Here is a 16,042-nt window from a genome sequence, read left to right as displayed (position 1 = left end):
AACAACGTCAAGCACCCATTGGAATGGTCGGCCGAAATGGCGCTCGTATGCGCCTACGATAACACAATTTCTTATTTGGGTTCGGTATTGTGGGGGTGGGAGCGATTGAAGAGCGATCCACCGGTTGCAAAAGTACCTACATTTTCTGCCACGTCTGGCACATTGAAAAAGATGGTCCAGCTAGGACATCCGAACTATCAGGTTGTCTCTAATGCATGCTGCAAAGTACCTGAGCCATCCACCTTAATGTTGATGAGTATTGGTCTAGTTATGTTAGCTTATAGGCGAAGAGGGTCACTTTGATCTAGCAAAGAATAATAGGGACAGACTGAAGTGGTCTAATGGACTTGTACACCCCAGTTAAGCATCATTAACTTAACTGAGGTAGAGAAATGAAAGAACGAAAGAAATATTCGAAGGAATTCAAGCTAGATGCGGTCAGTCTGGTTCTTGAGCAGGAATATACTCGAAGGGAAGCAGCAAACAGTCTGGGTATCAATGCCCAAATGCTGGGGCGTTGGGTGAAAGAACATCAGGTAGAAGATGGGCAGGCATTTCAGGAGTTTAGGGTCAGAGTAGATAAGGAGTTTAGTACTTCAGTAATAGGGGACAGACCACGGTTCGGTTCTGATAGGGGACAGACCACGGTTCTGTCCCCTATCCTCAACCTCCGCTAAACAAATCCTTCGATTCCAGCTCACTCCTCTTTCCCGGCCGTCCAGATTTGCCTGGAGTCACCCGTCTCCCCAAAGAGGAATAATAGAGTTTAGGGTCAGAGTAAAAACTTCATGAAAGAATTAAGAGTTCTTACTCTGACCCCAAACTCTCGAGATCTGCCGCCGCATCAGCAAAGTCGCACCGACCGATACCACCACCCTGATTCTGGGTGAATCAGGCACCGGAAAGGAACTTGTAGCCCACGCCCTGCACGAACAGAGCAGACGCAACGACGCGCCTATCATCACCGTCAACTGCGCTGCCATCCCAGAAGCGCTGATCGAATCAGAACTCTTCGGTCACGAGAAAGGCGCCTTCATCGGTGCTGATACCGCACACACTGGGCTGATCGAAAGCGCCGATGGGGGCACCCTCTTTCTTGACGAGATCGGCGAACTGCCGGCAGCCGCTCAGGCACGGCTGCTGCGGGTACTGCAGAATGGCGAGATCAAACCCGTCGGTTCCGAGCGGTCGAAACAGGTGGATATTCGTCTCATCGCCGCCACCCACCAGGATCTCAAACAGCGGGTGCAGGAGGGAGAATTTCGCAGCGACCTCTACTTCCGCCTGCGGGTGATGGAGCTCAATCTGCCGCCTCTGCGTGAACGGGGACGGGACATCATCAAACTCTCCGTATTCCTGCTGCAAAAGATCTGCAAACAACTCAACCACACCACGATGGAACTCACTCAGGAGACACTCAACGCCATCACCAGTTATGCCTGGCCGGGTAATGTCCGGGAACTGGAGAATGCCATCGAACGTGCGGTAATTCTTTGTGAGAACAATCTCATCACACCCGATCTGCTTGCCATCGACGCCTCCCCGGCTACAACCTCTCCATCTGAAGATCTTTCTCTGGAGGACTATTTCCGGCAGTTCGTCCTGCAACATCAGAAAGGCATGACCGAGACCGAACTGTCCAAAAAACTCGGCATCAGCCGTAAGGCACTATGGGAGAGAAGGCAGCGGCTGGGGATACCGAGGCCGAAGCGATGACCATTTACAACTCAAGCTTCGGCGTTCGTGATGATAGTCCTTCTCTGAATATGAGAAACGTAGGGTGCGCCGCGCGCACCATGATTGCTGCTGCCCAACCTCTGCCGGGAATGTAGGGGGGATCAAGCGAAGCGGATCCACTAAAACATGACAAAATTTAAAATAGTGTCGGTTTTATTTACACATCCATCTAAAGCCAGAAATCTGGTAACACTTTGATTCCCAGGCGTTTTATTCTCTTCCTGAACATTTCATCCCTCTCTGAAATGTTACCCCGAAAAGAAAAACCTGACATAGATCATCAAAAACCCCGTTTTTGTCGGGTTTCTTTACGAAACTGGAATTCGTAAACATCACGTCTTTTCTCTGTTTCAAAAAACGACATAAATAATGTCGGATTTTGATTTGTTAACACGTTGTTAATGAATGTGTTTTTGAGGGGGATTTACGACAACTATTATGTCGCCCTAGATTTAGTTGATCTTTTTGGTATTGGGATTGCATGGTTACAGATAGTGGCTTCCAGAGTCTGTTTGTGAAAAGGCAACGTAATGGATTCGAGGGCTGTTGCGATAGGTAAGTGGCAGAAAAATGTGGTCTGTCCCCTATTATTCTTTTGTATTCTTTTGCAGCATGTTGACCGAGATTGGTTCGATGAGAACTTCACCAAATAATCGTTTGATGCTTATCTGCATCGTTCTTTTTTGCACGGTGGCTTCTTTCCAGGCTTCCGGAAAACCGCTTTATACGTTCACTGTCTCCTCAATTGGAAAGATCAATATCGATGTATACGCTCCCTGGTCATCCGGCAGTTGGTCGGGGACCGGAATCGATGGCGGGTTTCAGCTCGATCCCAGTTTCAAGTGTCCTGAAGGAGAGTGTCTGACTTCCTTTCACTGGATTCAGATGATCGTAACCAATGAATCTAGGAATATCACCGGTCAGGCGAGGCAAAACCTAAAATCCAAGGACTCAGATTGATCACAGACAGCCAAAGCTATGGGGAGAAGACCTCGACGATTACATGAAGGAGAAATTTTACATCTATCTGGACCCCTGGAATGGCGATCCCCGCCACGACAGTGAGCCTTTCTACAACAACAGCAGATCACAGGCTAAGCTTAGCAAAGGGCAGCAGCGGCTATGCCTACGCATACCGTGATATAGCGTCGAGGCAGTGTAGCAGAGGATCAGAGTGACGCCATAGATAGTGCTGCTGATGATGTGCCAGGCGTCGCTTATGACGAACGCCACCAGGATTAACCGGCCGCAATACTGGAAGGGATACCCACGCCATGGGCGTTAACAACATGGGCGATCTCTTCACCCAGGCTGTAACGCAAGGTGTAAATCAGGATGGCCGGGGAGAACGGCTGTTCGAGGAGGATGGCAGTCAGAGTGTCTACCTGCAGCGGATGGTGGGTTTTCTGCAGCAGTATCAGGTGGAGTCCCAACGTTCGCAGACCTTTTCAAACCATCTGAAGGAATTGGATCTGCTGGAACCGATGCACGCCAATGTGGAGTTGGACAGCGGTGTCAAGATGTCGCTGACAGGGTTCTATACGGTCAACCGTGATCGGCTAAAAAATCTCGATGCAGAGGTGATCGGAAAGTTGGCTAAAAATGATGAGTTGGAGTGGATCTATATCCATCTCGCTTCTCTGGATAATTTCAATAGTCTGATGCAGCGGTTTGCGGCGACTGATACGGGTTCCTGAATGAGTCCTGTTCGATTGAATGTAGGTCCACTTCAGCCCGGATTGTCCGGCTAAAGCCGGACCTATTCGATTGGGTAGAGCGTCTGTCCACTTTAACGTAGCATGTCCAGGTCTGTGTAGGGGAGTCGAGTAACCACCGTCCCTGCTACGAAACTACTCTGACTCCAAATAATTCCATCCCTGACCCTGCGGTATCCGGTACTTGTAGATGTTTTTCATTGGTATCTTCGTCAAGAATGCAACTTCCACTCCCGCTTGCCCCGGTATGGCCAGTCCGATGATATTTGCATTTGACAAGGAAGGGGTATCGAGAACGAGTTTGGGGTTGATCCCTCTGACGTCCTTGAGCGAACCTGTCGACACGTTCCCGGCTTTGTCGATCAAGTACAACGTCTTGAACTTCATGGCATAGATGTACCCGCTAGCATAGCCTCCGCAGCCTTCTGTCGGGTCGGTTGAGACATGGAAGGTATCCCCCGCTTTCTCCAGCTTGATCTGACGCCCTAGGGTCAACAGATTGAGATTCATGTTTCTGTTGAAAGCATCTTCCAATCTTTTTGCTTCCTTAGGCAATTTGAGATTGAAGTTCTGCCCTTGGCTACGTCTGATGACATTTCTCGCTTGCTCTTTGCTCAACTCCACCCAGGCGGTGAATCCGTCATAGGCTGTTAACTGTGAGGGCGTTCTGGTGTCCCCTCGATAGATGTTGTGGTATCCAATATCGCTTCGCTGTAGTTCAGATTCTGCCATGGTGTCGGATTTGAGCACAACGACCGGCGAAGGGCCGGCTAGCTTGGGTGGAGTTCCAATTCCACTGGCAGGTCGAGGTTTCTTTTTTATCGAAGGCTTCGTGTCCGGCCTCTTGGGTTTTGGCTTCACCCACGGCTTTGTGACTGGCCTCCTGGGTTTCGCTTTCGGAATGACTGGAGTGCTAATGAGGTTGGCGGTTCGAGCTCTGTCACACGCTGTACACTCTGGATTGATGCAACCACCGCGATTTGCGTTGTAGTAACCTTTGCAACTGCTGCATTGCTTAAATCCCATGATTAGTTTCCTCTGGATGCTTAGGGTCAGCGGATGTTTACGATGTTTAGGGTCAGAGTAGAATGGCACTTACTTAAGCTTTTTGGGATGTCCATTTTTCCTGACTTCCTCCCTCGCTGCATGCCTGGGTTTAACGAGTAGAGGAAAGGGTTTCGGTCGTCGTTTGAGCGCCCTCGGTTCAATGCGTCCTGGTCGCTTCCCAACTTGCTGTTGTGCAATCAGAATGAACAGACGGCCAAGTTTTTCATCATCGTAATTTCCAGGATCGCTCTGCCTCCAGGAAAACCACAACTGCAATGTGTGCTTGAAACTCAGTTGGCGGGGTAGCAGGTCGGCCAACTGAGCGGCCTGAGCCATCAGAAGTCTGATTAGATTATAGGCCAACAGATAGACCCAGATCTCCTTTTTCGCCATAGCCGGTGTGCGGCAACTCAGCGTCTCCATGCCCAGGGTGGTCTTGATGTTGCGCAAATCCAACTCGACATGCCAGCGGTCTCGATAGAGTGCTTTCAGGGCTGCTTTGCTCGTGTCCTTGGGGCAAGTCAGCGTCGTCACAAGTAGCTTTCCACCCGTATATAATTCTCGCACTGTCAGTGTCTCTGGCGCCTGATCGAATGCCTCCTGGCTCATCCAGTCAGGCTTTTTCTTCGGTTTCTTCAGAGACAATAATAATAGGGGACAGACCACGGTATTCTTGAAGTGAAAAGCAGAATATACAAGCCGAAAAAATGCCCGAGGAGGATGCGCAGATGAATTGTTGCACGCAAAAATCAATATTTCTTGCCACGTGTTTGTTGCTTGGTCTTGTAGCACAAACCCAGGCAACCCCCATTATCCAAGTATTATCAGAGAGCTTGGATGTCAGTTACTATGTGGAAACTGAATCCGCATCGGGAACGACCATTCATTCAGACAGCATGACAGGATCGTTGCTGGGCAGCGGCGCCTCTGTCTCTTATACGGAGTTTTATTACAGTCCTTCCGAAAATGAAAATTATGTTATCGATGCAAATGGCTCTGGTTCTTCCTCTGGTACGAACGGATTTAACCTGGATGCCGAGGCTGATGATTACCCCTTTAGTGGTTCTGGTCCCTTCAATCCGTTAACGTCAGTCACCAGTGTTAGGGGCGAAGCATCGACATAAGAGTTAATAGGGGACAGACCACGGTTCTGTCCCCTATCCTCAATCTCCGCTAAACAAATCCTTCGATTCCGGCTCTCTCTTCTTTCCCGGCCGTCCAGATTTGCCTGGAGTCACCCGTCTCCCCAAAGCAGCGGCAATTTGTGCCTGGAACTGTGAACTACCCAAAGCATAGTTTCCAGTCGTCGCCAAACGAATATCATCAACCATCATCGGGTCAAGCTGAAAACGAAACAGTTCTCTGTATGCAGTTTGTCTTGCCATATCGTCTGTACTCAAAGCAGTGTAAAGCGAGTGAGGTGTTAACAGATCAGACACCTCGCCCTGTGCGTTGACACGATAACTCGACCATGGATATTCTGCCGGGTGCCCGACCATGTTCGCCCGAATAGGATTCAGCTCAATGTAACGGTAGCAGCTAAGGACGTACGCCTTTTCCTGAGTCAAGCACGAACGAAAACGACCCTCCCATAGAGTACCACTACGCCGATAGGTTCGATTGACATACTGAACATAACGCTGACCAAGCTGTTTCATTAGTTGACCAGCAGCGCCCGAGGTTGAAGGCGTGATGAGCAGATGAACATGATTGGTCATCAACACATAGGCATGAACAGCACAATCGTGTTTATCTGCGTACTCCTTTAGCCAGTGTAGGTACGTTTGGTAATCATCATTAGAAAAGAAACAGGCTTGGCGATTATTCCCACGCTGGATCAGGTGGTGTGGTACGCCGGCAAGAGTAATGCGGGGTCTTCTTGGCATATTGAGATCATCCTTGATCAGTTGTCTGCTCATAAGATTAGCAAGGAAACCGTGGTCTGTCCCCGATAGAGGGAGAGGGAATCAAGCAAAGCAGACCCACCAAAACACTGTCGGTGTTATTTACACTCGCCATATCAGCCAAAAACATCATAACAGATTGATTTACAAACACTTTATTCTTTTATAATTAGCTCTATACAACATTTGCAATACCCACAACTACAGAAAGACCTGACATAGATCATCAATAATACAGATTTTGTCGGATTTCTTTACAATACCGAAATGCGTAAACATCACGCCTTTTCTCTGTTTCAAAAAACGACATAAATAATGTCTGAATTTGATTTCTTAACACGTTGATAATCGATGCGTTTTTAAGGGGGGTTTACGACAACTATTATGTCACCCTCAAATAAGTTGGTCTTTTTGGTATTAACATTGCATGGTTACAGACAGTGGTGTTCAGAATCATTTACTACTAGGTGAAGAGATCAAACTCAAGGGTAGGTTGCACGGGGAAAGGTCAGTAAAACCGTGGTCTGTTCCCATTTATGTCCAAAAACTATAGTAAGGGTAAAATCATGGCGCAGTTAAAAATGCTTATCATCGTCACCATTTTCATGCTTCTCAGCGTAAGCAATGCGCACGCGGCACTCATTAATGTCGCACCCGGGGGAACAGCAACGGCGAGTGGAACATATCTTACAAACACACCTGATCTCGCAATTGATGGCAACACTAGCACTCTGTGGAATGCAGGCTCGTGGCCAACACAATGGATTGAAATTGATCTTGGTTCCGTATACCAGATTGTAGAAATTAGAGCCTGGGTTGCACAGACCCCGGCTGGGGGAACCCAACATGACGTCACTTTGGATGGTGCATCTGACTTCTCTTGGATTGGATTTACTAGTGATGGTGACATCTTAAACCATACTTATGCCACTGCAACCAGCGCCCAAACTGTAAGGATCACTACCACAACCAGCCCTAGCTGGGTTGCTTGGAATGAGATTGAAATCTTGGCCGAGGTACCCGAACCTTCCACTCTTGCTCTAATGGGCCTAGCTCTAGTTGGGCTTGGCTTTACCAGCCGCAAGATGAAACAAGCATAAACAAATTGATAGTGGACAATAGGTTACAGACCATGGCTCTGTCCCCTCAGTCCCCGGTTTCCTTGGAAAAACCATTGTCTGTCCCCCTATTGGGAAAACAATAGAAAACAATAGGGGACAGACCACGGTATTCTTGAAGTGAAAAGCAGAATATACAAGCCGAAAAAATGACAGAGGAGGATGCGCAGATGAATTGTTGCACACAAAAATCAATATTTCTTGCCACGTGTTTGTTGCTTGGTCTTGTAGCACAAACCCAGGCAACCCCCATTATCCAAGTATTATCAGAGAGCCTGGATGTCAGTTACTATGTAGAAACTGAATCCAGATCGGGTACGACCATTCATTCAGACAGCGCGACAGGATCGTTGCTGGGCAGCGGCGCCACTGTCTCTTATACGGAGTTTTATTACAGTCCTTCCGAAAATGAAAATTATGTTATCGATGCAAATGGCTCTGGTTCGTCCTCTGGTACGAATGGATTTAACCTGGATGCCGAGGCTGATGATTACCCCTTTAGTGGTTCTGGTCCCTTCAATCCGTTAACGTCAGTCACCAGTGTTAGGGGCGAAGCATCGACATCGTGGGTATTCAACGTGTTAAACGAAGACGCGGATTTCAGAACCCGGCTACTGAATGAAGTATATCCGGGTGGAACGCCTCCACCAGCCCACACCGACTCTGTTGCAGAAGTGCGTCTTTTTGATGTAACCAGTTCTTCTATGGTGCTGGATGTAGCCGGTGGCTGGGGCGTTGAACATACGCTTACATTGCTGGCGGGGCACCAGTACCAGCTCTACGCTATCGCCGGAGACTATGGCCCCTCAGATGAGGATGTATCACTGTGGTTTTATTTCGATGATCGGGCGACAATTACATCGGTACCTGAGCCTTCGACTCTGTACTTGTTGCTGCTTTCCATGAGTGCTTTACTCATAGCAAAGAGGCGAAATAGCTGAGCATTTAGCATTAATTAGGTATAAGTTTAGCGAGCAATTGGTGAGAGGATTTTAAGCGTGAATCAAATCATGAAGTCGGCACTCGCCCTTGGCCTTTATCTCATTTTTGTTGGCGTAACCACTGCCCATGCTGGTTACATTGATGCATCAGATAACGAGTGGCGTAGCCTAACGGATACGACCAATCTAACCTGGAATCAGGTTGACAGTGTATGTAATGACACAACGTTTGCGTGTTTTGGATCAGTTACCAACATCGATGGCATCAGCATTGACATGACAGGCTGGACTTGGGCATCACAGGATGATGTCAGTACCCTCTTCACCGAACTGATAGGGGCACCCATTCCAGCTTCCGGTGTGTATTATCATGTGGACAATAATTCGGCTTGGGCTCCGGCCGCCGTCGCTTCGCTCGGCATTACGCGCGCAGTATCGAGATACACTCAATCTGTGGGGTTCACCCGCGAACTGTTCCCCATCCCCGGTACCGGAACCGTGGCAAAAATCTCAGACTTCCACGCGGCAAATAAGGTGGACTACGCTCAAATCAACCACCGCGATACCGTATCCGATCCACACCATAACATTGGACATTTCCTATATCGCCAAGTCGATGTCCCCGAGCCCTCAACACTCGCATTACTGGCACTCAGTCTGGGCGGTCTGGGTTTCGCTCGTCGCGCCCCAAACTCCGGGATCAGGCGTTGATCCCAGAGGACGCTTCGACTGGGGCTGGATGTGGCATTTTCCACTCTCGAAAATAGACATAGATACTGCCATCAATATTGTGCTTTACCTGCCAGCCCGTAGCAAACAGGCGCACACTCAAGGCCAGCATATCACCTGCAGAGCTTTGACGTGGTCAAGGATATTGTTACACCCAGTTAAGCCAAACGGCACTTATTTAAGCTTTTTCGGGTGGCCAAATTCCCGCGCATTTACCCGCGCTTGATGTCTTGGAGCGGTAAGTAAAGGATAGGGTTTTGGTCCTCGTTTCACAGCTCTTGGCTCGATTCTCCCAGGACGATTTCCAACGCGCTGATGGGCCATTAATACGCATAGCATGTGTAGCTGTTCACTATCCGACGTGTCCACTCTTTCGCACCACAGCAACCACAATTACAGACAGTGCTTGAAGCTGATTTCTCTCGGCATGATGTCTGCTGATAAGGCAGCTTGCACCATGAGGAGCCGGACCAGATTGTAAGCCAGCAGATACACCCAGATCTCCTTGAGAACCATGTCTGCCGTCTTGCAGCTGAGGATATTCATCCCCATTGTTTCCTTGATATGGAGAATGTCCAGCTCTACAGACCAGCGTTGTTTGTAGAGTGCTTTCTGATCCGCTTTGGGACAGTTCATCGTGATTACCCTAACCTTGCCGCCTGCATTGATCTCTCGCACCGTGATGATTTCTGGTGCTGCCTGGTAGGCTGTTTCATTCAACCAGTCGAGTTTTCGTTTTGGCTTTTTGATGCTGATCAGGTGGTCACGTTGCCCAAGCTTCTTCCCGCAACGGATGTCGGTTACACGCTTTCTAGCGCCCAGTTGCTCCATCAGGATATCGACGCCTTGCTCCTGCATGGCGGCAATGAAGAAGAAGGTCGGAAAGAATGCGTCACCAATGAAAATGTCGCCAGGCTCAAGGGTTTCCTGGATGGAGCGTAGCAGCGTCGTTCATCGCCACCCTTACCATTGAAGCGGCCAACTACTGCATTCAGCAAGGCACCGCTGGACAAGCAGGTAATGCCGACCAGTCGACAATTGGAAAGCCCAGCCCCTCTTTTTGTCCCCGTAGTTGAGGATAGACTGCTTGATTTTCAGGGGTGTCTGGCATGGTGACGGTGGTGCCATCAACCAATCGTACCCGGCGGCCCTGCCACCGCCACTCATCGGGAAGCCGCTGATCGATCTGTCGACCAATCATCGCCGACGTTCGTCTGCCCGGTCTGGCCAGCGTCGAACTGATCAAACCGGCTGCACCCGTGCCGGTACTGATCATGACCAGCTACGTCAGCGTACAGGCAGCTGTGGATGCCATGAAGCGCGGCGCGGTGGACTACATCGCCAAACCCTTCGATCACGAAGAGTTGCTGCTACTGGTGAAGCGCATCCTTAAACACGCCAAACAACTGCGGCAACCATCACCAGCTATCCCTGGCGGGTAATGTCCGGGAACTGGAGAACGCAATCGAACGAGCAGTAATCCTGTGTGAGAACAATCTCATCACACCTGATCTGCTTGCCATCGACACCTCCCCGGACACAGAGGCTGCAGACTCTCCATCCGAAGGTCTCTCACTGGAAGACTATTTCCGGCAATTCGTCCTACAACATCAGGAAAGCATGACCGAGACAGAACTGGCAATAAAACTTGGCATCAGTCGTAAGGCACTGTGGGAGAGAAAACAACGGCTGGGGATACCCAGGCCGAAGCGGTAGGCGTATTGCGTAAGAATGTAGGGGGGATTATCCACCAACCTACATGAGTTATTCGTTAGCTGATTTATCCACCAACTGACCATCAACGAACTTATGCAAAACGCTGGATACCAATGTTTGGTATGGAATACCTTCCTTTAAAGCCCGTACCTGCAACGAGCGAAGATCCCGGGAAGATAGACGGATGTTGATACGTGCATCTTTCTTAAATGTCGCCTCAGCAACAGCTTTATGTTGCTTAATCTCCTGCGTGAAATTTTTTGCCCGTTTAAGCTCGCCTTTTTCAAAGGCTTCAAGGATCTCTTTCTCTTCAGAATCAAGCTTACTCACTGGAATCACCTGAATATTGCTTAGTTGCTTTACGACTCGGAATGATAGTTTTCAGAAAGATTTCATCTTCATTTTCAACAAAAGGCACGAGATATGCGTAACCTTCAATGACAACAACAGAAATCTTCTGGCCTGGATAACGCCCCTGGTTGGGGTGGTCGTAGATGTCCACCTCATTTCCAAGCTGGATATGGAGAACAACCTCTTCGAACGAAACCCCTCTTTCTTCTTTGAGCAGATCGTTCTTTTCCAGATTCCAAGCAAAAGTCTTCACCTTTGAATGATAGCAAGGCGTGTGCCTTTTGTCTTCACTCAGATAACAACAAGAATGTAGGAGAGATCAAGCGAAGCGGATCCCGCAAAACTCCAGCACGACAAAATCCATAAAAGTGTCGGTTTTATTTACACATTGAAATAAAGCCAGCAATCTGATAACACTTTGATTCCCAATCTTTTTGTTCCCTTCCAGACTATTTCGTCCCTCTCTGAAATGTTACACCGCAAAGAAAAAACTGACATAGATCATCAAAAACCCCGGTTTTGTCGGGATTCTTTACAAAACTGAAATTCGCAAACACCACGCCTTTTCTCTGATTCAAAAAACGACATAAATAATGTCGGGATTTAAATTGTCAACTCGTTGTTAATAAATGCGTTTTTGAGGGGGGTTTACGACAACTATTATGTCGCCCTTGATTTAGTTGGTCTTTTTGGTATTGGGATTGCCTGGTTACAGACAGTGGTTTTTGGATCTGCTTGCTAATAGGTGAAGAAATCAACTGGAGGATAGGTTGCACTGGGAAAGGTCAGTAAAACCGTGGTCTGTCCCTTATTAAAACCGTGGTCTGTCCCTTATTGTTAAGATCATGGTTCGGTCTTCCTCCTACAAGCCTAATCACTGATTAGCTTTAGATAGCAAAAGGCAACAATACAGCCATATCATCTTTAAGAAAGAAAAAGGGGAAAGTTATGGAAAACAGCCAGAATATATTTACTACGGTAGCCATTGCCCTGATGGCAGCATGTCTTTCACCACTGAATGTACAAGCGGATATTATTTCGAATGGAGCACTCAAACTAACATATGATATATCTGATATACATACAGATGATTGGATCTCAGCTAGCGCCACATCATGGTCAGAAATATATAATTCGATAGACGGATACAACGCGGACTACCAGGAAGTATCCGATAGCAAATATCCTACTGTGTCTGTATACGTAACTAGCAGCATAAAAGATACATATAACAACGAATCTACGAGCGGGGGAACCGCCAGCGGGGGCGCAAGCATTCCAGTAGGAACTCGTTCAGCAAGTCCTCTGCATATTTTTTCTCCCTATGTTTCACATCGATCAGAAATACCGAATCTACCTTCGTATTTTTCAAGCGGCAATTCAACAATAATATACGCCACCAAAGAGCCAAACGATTACTTTAGGGGATCATTAGACATTCATATTACAGGTGAATTGTCTGATGAGAATGCGTCTATTGTGTATGAAATTTCTCATGATTCTGGCACACTTTTTAGAAAATCTTTCCAAGGAACACAAAGTATAAATTATACTCAGCTACTATACCTCGATAGTTTACAACCAAAACGCCTTGATTTTAATATTTCAACTCAAGTTGTCTCAAATAATTTTTTTCATGAGCACGCTACTGGATTAATCTGGCTAGATCTATTGGAGACAGTCGACTTAAGCGTGAATGATATTTTAGGCCACGTAGGTAATAACTGGCATCGGGACTTCCGCTATGCTACCCGTGCCGAGGTACTCAATCTCTGGGACAGTTTCGGGTTGCACCCAGGCGATACCACTGACAGTCAAGACTCACCACTATGGACTTCGATGGAGGACTTCTTCGATCGTCTTGGAAAAACCGACAGTTACACGAGGACAGATCTTCTCGACGGCATTATCGATCCTCTAACTGGTAGTCACCTATTGGCAGACCTCGGAAACATGTACATGTCATGGGATATTCACTCACCTGGCGGACAGGCCGATGTTTTCCCTGTCCAGCAAGATGTATGGGGCTTTGACGTGCGTGACCCTGGTGTCGGCCATTATCTAGTAATGCGATCAAACGTACCTGAACCCTCAACCTTACTGCTCATGCTGACGGCACTATCAGGATTTATGCTTACAAAAAAGAAAACAATAATAGGGGACAGACCACGGTTCAAGAGTTTAGGGTCGAAGAGTTTAGGGTCAGAGTAACAACTGAGAGATTGTTACTCTGATTTGTTCTAATCCCACTGAACAAAACCGTTGCTGCTGCTCTAAGGCCAAGAACACGAACTCACGTCCTGAATTGGAATAACGAAAACAGATTCAGTGAATCTGAAATACCCTCTTCAAAAACCTGGAGGAATCCGAAATGGAACATCGACATACCATGCAGTCATCATTTGTACAAGCGGCGTCCTTTCTTCTCTTCTCCTGTTCAGCAAGCGTTGCTATCGCTATTCCATTTTCAGATACCACTTGGACCCATGATGGGCATTACTACGGCATTGCTGACTACGATCAAACGTGGGATGTTGCCCAGGCAGAAGCAGCCGGTTATACACTTGATATAGGCGGTGGCGTTGAATTAAAAGGCCACCTGTTGACTATCAATGACGCCGGGGAACAAGCCTTTGTCGAAAACACTTTTATCAACGGTTCCTGGCAACAAACCTAGCTCGGTGCTTATCAATATTCAAATAGCTGCAGTGTTACGGACAGCTGGTCATGGGTTACGGGTGAGGAAGTCGGATCTCTCAGCGACTGGTCCTTTACCAATTTCGATGCAGGCCAACCTGAATACGACCATGAAAGGGTTGCCCGCGCACTCAACTTCACCGGCGGAAAATGGCACGATTTTTCGGTTAGCGATCACGAGGGCACAGTCAAGACCGTTGTCGAATTTGATACCATTGGAGATCATTTTGTGGATATCGATCTACCGCCACTAAATTTCACCAATACACCTATCAATCTTGCATCAATTGGTGAGCTTAGCATTGAGGCGTCAGGTGGAATCATCGACCAATTGTTTGGCCTGGCCAATGTTCGCAGGATTGATGATCGTCCACTTGGTGTCTCTGACCAATTATGGGTTGCTGACGCCAGCACTGTCGAGGCGAGGGTGCTGGCAAAATTCACCGGATATGCTTCAGAAGGTTTTGGTGTGTTTGAGAATATTGCTTCAGATCCCTACCGCGAAACATTTGTGGCAACTTCAAACCCCTTTTACTCAGACCCACTTGATGACATGTTTATCGACCTTGGTGTATCACCCTTCGATATCTTTTCGTATGGTATGGAATCAAATCTCTGCGGCTCTCAAGTCAACTCAATTGAAAACAGGAACTCGTGTGTACGTGACCACATGGTTACCTGGGAGATTCTCAACGGCCAAAGCGCAGGCAATTTCATACTTGCCTGGGAGGATCTTACTGACAACGACTTCAATGATCTTGTTCTTGAGGTCCGTGGAGCGAAGCCGGTTGGAACACCCGAACCTGTTGCTTGGTTGTTGTTTTCTACTGGTTATCTGATATTGGGGAGACGTCTCCGGAAATAAGTTGAAATAAGGGACAGATTTATTTTTTTCGGAAGGGAGTAGCTGATATTAGATCTGTCACCTTTTTCACCGGTCACCTTTTTCACCTTTAACTATTTGGCGGCAGACAGTATGATTTGAGAAAGGAGGGTTTTACCATGCCTGATTTGAAGGGTTTTCACGCGCAACCTAGTGGGTCGATGGTGTGCGGTGCCTATGCACTGACTTCTATCCTGGATGCTTTCAATCTGTTACCCGCTTCAAAGACCACCTTTTTAAAATATGGCAACAGAAAATCAGCCATCTATCAAGGGACTTCCGGCCTTACAGTGGCCCGAAATATCTATGCAATAACAGGTTGTGGACCTGGCGGGAATAACCTGCCTGCTGCCATGAGCTATGTGGCAGCGGAGTTCGGGCTGAAACCAACCGTCGGTTTCATGAAGGGATGCCCTCTTCTTAGTCATCCTGTCTTCGGTGCACTTTTCAAGAATGAACAGTCGGCCTGCCAGACGTTAGGTGCCGGCGGGAAGGAAGGCGTGTTTTCGCCTGCAGCAACAAGTGTCTGTCAGGCTATCTGTGTGGATAATGGTGGGGGTGGATTCCATTGGCTGGCGCTTGGAGAAAACGGGTTGTACATGGATCCTGGAGATGGAAAGTTGCACAACTGGGCTTCTCTCGGAACTACCTCGTATACGCCTGTTGGTTTGTGGATTTCACTGGGTATTTAAACTCTCCATCAGAAAAGTGGACAGAAAAACACTGCTACTCCTTCGGTCGCCGTTGTTCAGGAAGAACCTTGTTGGCCAGGTAGGCATCGCCCTCCCCGATTGTTACCGGCAGATAGGCCTGATCCACCAAGGGCAACTCGTAGTCATTCCAACCGCGCAGTCCCGTCTTCAGGTTAACAACATTTTTAAAGCCCATAAGGGAAAGCGTTCTGGCTGCCAACAGACTTCGATTGCCTGAACGACAGGCGACAACCACGTAACGGTCACGTGCCTGCACCAGATCCGGTTCCGTCTCCTCGTAGTCCCACTCGACAGCAGACTCAAGTATACCCCGGGGAACATTAATGGAATCCTCGATATGCATCACGTCGAACTCATAGAGTTCACGCACGTCTACAACCAGCATATCAAGCCCTTCCTTCATCTGATCATCCAGATCCCAGGGGTATATCTCCTCCACTTCAGGAAGGCACTCGTTCAACAGATCGATAAATCTTTTCATCACATTAACC

At 47.9% G+C, this 16,042-nt stretch carries 18 protein-coding genes and 4 pseudogenes; 14 read left to right on the top strand and 8 right to left on the bottom strand.

Annotated features, from left to right (window positions below):
• The 4 genes and pseudogenes from G9Q73_RS15215 to G9Q73_RS15200 all read left to right on the top strand — a co-directional run.
• On the top strand, window positions 1–303 hold a 303-nt coding region (locus G9Q73_RS15215; protein ID WP_177420531.1), incomplete at its 5' end, for a PEP-CTERM sorting domain-containing protein.
• Between the two features lie 89 nt (window positions 304–392).
• Window positions 393–560 (top strand): annotated as a pseudogene (locus G9Q73_RS19790) (transposase); the annotation flags it as partial.
• A 268-nt stretch (window positions 561–828) separates the two neighbouring features.
• Window positions 829–1,716, top strand: a pseudogene (locus G9Q73_RS15205) (sigma-54 interaction domain-containing protein); the annotation flags it as partial.
• A 1,295-nt stretch (window positions 1,717–3,011) separates the two neighbouring features.
• Window positions 3,012–3,434 (top strand): SapC family protein, encoded by a 423-nt coding sequence (locus G9Q73_RS15200; protein ID WP_177420529.1) that lies wholly within the window; start codon window positions 3,012–3,014, stop codon window positions 3,432–3,434.
• A gap of 153 nt (window positions 3,435–3,587) precedes the next feature.
• On the opposite strand, the gene G9Q73_RS15195 is transcribed toward G9Q73_RS15200, so the two are convergent.
• Both G9Q73_RS15195 and G9Q73_RS15190 read right to left on the bottom strand, forming a co-directional pair.
• On the bottom strand, window positions 3,588–4,184 hold the full coding sequence (locus G9Q73_RS15195; protein WP_177420528.1) for a hypothetical protein: 597 nt from the start codon (window positions 4,182–4,184) through the stop codon (window positions 3,588–3,590).
• Between the two features lie 363 nt (window positions 4,185–4,547).
• Window positions 4,548–5,147: pseudogene (locus tag G9Q73_RS15190) on the bottom strand (transposase); the annotation flags it as partial.
• A 59-nt stretch (window positions 5,148–5,206) separates the two neighbouring features.
• Here G9Q73_RS15190 and G9Q73_RS15185 point away from each other — a divergent pair.
• Entirely contained in the window at window positions 5,207–5,623 is a 417-nt protein-coding gene (locus G9Q73_RS15185) for a hypothetical protein (protein WP_177420526.1), read from the top strand.
• 39 nt (window positions 5,624–5,662) lie between these two features.
• Here G9Q73_RS15185 and G9Q73_RS15180 read toward each other — a convergent pair whose 3' ends face one another.
• Complete coding sequence (locus tag G9Q73_RS15180) at window positions 5,663–6,418, bottom strand: transposase (RefSeq protein ID WP_304956605.1); 756 nt, start codon at window positions 6,416–6,418, stop codon at window positions 5,663–5,665.
• 551 nt (window positions 6,419–6,969) lie between these two features.
• On the opposite strand from G9Q73_RS15180, the gene G9Q73_RS15175 reads away from it, so the two are divergent.
• From G9Q73_RS15175 to G9Q73_RS15165, 3 genes are all read left to right on the top strand, one after another.
• Window positions 6,970–7,503 (top strand): discoidin domain-containing protein, encoded by a 534-nt coding sequence (locus G9Q73_RS15175; RefSeq protein ID WP_177420525.1) that lies wholly within the window; start codon window positions 6,970–6,972, stop codon window positions 7,501–7,503.
• Between the two features lie 167 nt (window positions 7,504–7,670).
• A complete protein-coding gene (locus G9Q73_RS15170; protein WP_177420524.1) occupies window positions 7,671–8,462 on the top strand; it encodes a PEP-CTERM sorting domain-containing protein in 792 nt (263 codons plus the stop codon).
• 57 nt (window positions 8,463–8,519) lie between these two features.
• Window positions 8,520–9,173 (top strand): PEP-CTERM sorting domain-containing protein, encoded by a 654-nt coding sequence (locus G9Q73_RS15165; protein ID WP_177420523.1) that lies wholly within the window; start codon window positions 8,520–8,522, stop codon window positions 9,171–9,173.
• A gap of 411 nt (window positions 9,174–9,584) precedes the next feature.
• On the opposite strand, the gene G9Q73_RS15160 is transcribed toward G9Q73_RS15165, so the two are convergent.
• Both G9Q73_RS15160 and G9Q73_RS15155 read right to left on the bottom strand, forming a co-directional pair.
• Entirely contained in the window at window positions 9,585–10,136 is a 552-nt protein-coding gene (locus tag G9Q73_RS15160; protein WP_177421474.1) for a transposase, read from the bottom strand.
• Window positions 10,137–10,182: 46 nt separating this feature from the next.
• Complete coding sequence (locus G9Q73_RS15155; RefSeq protein WP_177420522.1) at window positions 10,183–10,467, bottom strand: hypothetical protein; 285 nt, start codon at window positions 10,465–10,467, stop codon at window positions 10,183–10,185.
• Between G9Q73_RS15155 and G9Q73_RS20240 the strand changes: the two genes are divergently transcribed.
• The gene (locus G9Q73_RS20240) at window positions 10,376–10,633 is read left to right on the top strand and encodes a response regulator (protein ID WP_369408962.1); all 258 of its coding nucleotides are present in this window, start codon (window positions 10,376–10,378) and stop codon (window positions 10,631–10,633) included. The genes G9Q73_RS15155 and G9Q73_RS20240 overlap by 92 nt on opposite strands.
• A pseudogene (locus G9Q73_RS20735) lies at window positions 10,629–10,907 on the top strand (AAA-type ATPase lid domain-containing protein); the annotation flags it as partial. The gene G9Q73_RS20240 and the pseudogene G9Q73_RS20735, both read left to right, overlap by 5 nt.
• A gap of 48 nt (window positions 10,908–10,955) precedes the next feature.
• Here G9Q73_RS20735 and G9Q73_RS15145 read toward each other — a convergent pair.
• On the bottom strand, window positions 10,956–11,237 hold the full coding sequence (locus tag G9Q73_RS15145) for an antitoxin (RefSeq protein WP_177420521.1): 282 nt from the start codon (window positions 11,235–11,237) through the stop codon (window positions 10,956–10,958).
• The gene (locus G9Q73_RS15140; protein ID WP_177420520.1) at window positions 11,230–11,511 is read right to left on the bottom strand and encodes a BrnT family toxin; all 282 of its coding nucleotides are present in this window, start codon (window positions 11,509–11,511) and stop codon (window positions 11,230–11,232) included. The genes G9Q73_RS15145 and G9Q73_RS15140 overlap by 8 nt, the downstream gene beginning before the upstream one ends.
• Before the next feature lie 695 nt (window positions 11,512–12,206).
• Between G9Q73_RS15140 and G9Q73_RS15135 the strand changes: the two genes are divergently transcribed.
• From G9Q73_RS15135 to G9Q73_RS15120, 4 genes are all read left to right on the top strand, one after another.
• Window positions 12,207–13,469, top strand: a complete 1,263-nt coding sequence (locus G9Q73_RS15135) for a PEP-CTERM sorting domain-containing protein (protein WP_177420519.1) — start codon at window positions 12,207–12,209, stop codon at window positions 13,467–13,469.
• A 160-nt stretch (window positions 13,470–13,629) separates the two neighbouring features.
• Window positions 13,630–13,935, top strand: coding sequence for a C-type lectin-like domain-containing protein (locus G9Q73_RS15130; protein ID WP_177420518.1), 306 nt, complete (start codon window positions 13,630–13,632; stop codon window positions 13,933–13,935).
• Between the two features lie 249 nt (window positions 13,936–14,184).
• Window positions 14,185–14,820, top strand: coding sequence for a DUF4114 domain-containing protein (locus G9Q73_RS15125; protein WP_177420517.1), 636 nt, complete (start codon window positions 14,185–14,187; stop codon window positions 14,818–14,820).
• A 137-nt stretch (window positions 14,821–14,957) separates the two neighbouring features.
• Window positions 14,958–15,530, top strand: a complete 573-nt coding sequence (locus G9Q73_RS15120) for a T3SS effector IpaJ family cysteine protease (RefSeq protein WP_177420516.1) — start codon at window positions 14,958–14,960, stop codon at window positions 15,528–15,530.
• Between the two features lie 34 nt (window positions 15,531–15,564).
• Here G9Q73_RS15120 and G9Q73_RS15115 read toward each other — a convergent pair whose 3' ends face one another.
• A complete protein-coding gene (locus tag G9Q73_RS15115; RefSeq protein ID WP_177420515.1) occupies window positions 15,565–16,032 on the bottom strand; it encodes a rhodanese-like domain-containing protein in 468 nt (155 codons plus the stop codon).
• Window positions 16,033–16,042 lie beyond the last annotated feature (10 nt).

It is taken from the genome of endosymbiont of Lamellibrachia barhami (assembly GCF_011947365.2).
Classification (GTDB): Bacteria; Pseudomonadota; Gammaproteobacteria; order Chromatiales; family Chromatiaceae; genus QGON01.
Note: the sequence above shows the minus strand (reverse complement) of the source record. Positions and strands in the feature narration are given on the sequence as shown.

Coding starts and splice junctions, on each gene's coding strand:
- G9Q73_RS15120 (WP_177420516.1), top strand. CDS start 14,958: ATGCCTGATTTGAAGGGTTTTCACGCGCAACCTAGTGGGTCGATGGTG.
- G9Q73_RS15115 (WP_177420515.1), bottom strand. CDS start 16,032: ATGAAAAGATTTATCGATCTGTTGAACGAGTGCCTTCCTGAAGTGGAG.
- G9Q73_RS15155 (WP_177420522.1), bottom strand. CDS start 10,467: ATGATCAGTACCGGCACGGGTGCAGCCGGTTTGATCAGTTCGACGCTG.
- G9Q73_RS15200 (WP_177420529.1), top strand. CDS start 3,012: ATGGGCGTTAACAACATGGGCGATCTCTTCACCCAGGCTGTAACGCAA.
- G9Q73_RS15185 (WP_177420526.1), top strand. CDS start 5,207: ATGCCCGAGGAGGATGCGCAGATGAATTGTTGCACGCAAAAATCAATA.
- G9Q73_RS15135 (WP_177420519.1), top strand. CDS start 12,207: ATGGAAAACAGCCAGAATATATTTACTACGGTAGCCATTGCCCTGATG.
- G9Q73_RS15170 (WP_177420524.1), top strand. CDS start 7,671: ATGACAGAGGAGGATGCGCAGATGAATTGTTGCACACAAAAATCAATA.
- G9Q73_RS15175 (WP_177420525.1), top strand. CDS start 6,970: ATGGCGCAGTTAAAAATGCTTATCATCGTCACCATTTTCATGCTTCTC.
- G9Q73_RS15180 (WP_304956605.1), bottom strand. CDS start 6,418: ATGAGCAGACAACTGATCAAGGATGATCTCAATATGCCAAGAAGACCC.
- G9Q73_RS15195 (WP_177420528.1), bottom strand. CDS start 4,184: ATGGCAGAATCTGAACTACAGCGAAGCGATATTGGATACCACAACATC.
- G9Q73_RS15130 (WP_177420518.1), top strand. CDS start 13,630: ATGGAACATCGACATACCATGCAGTCATCATTTGTACAAGCGGCGTCC.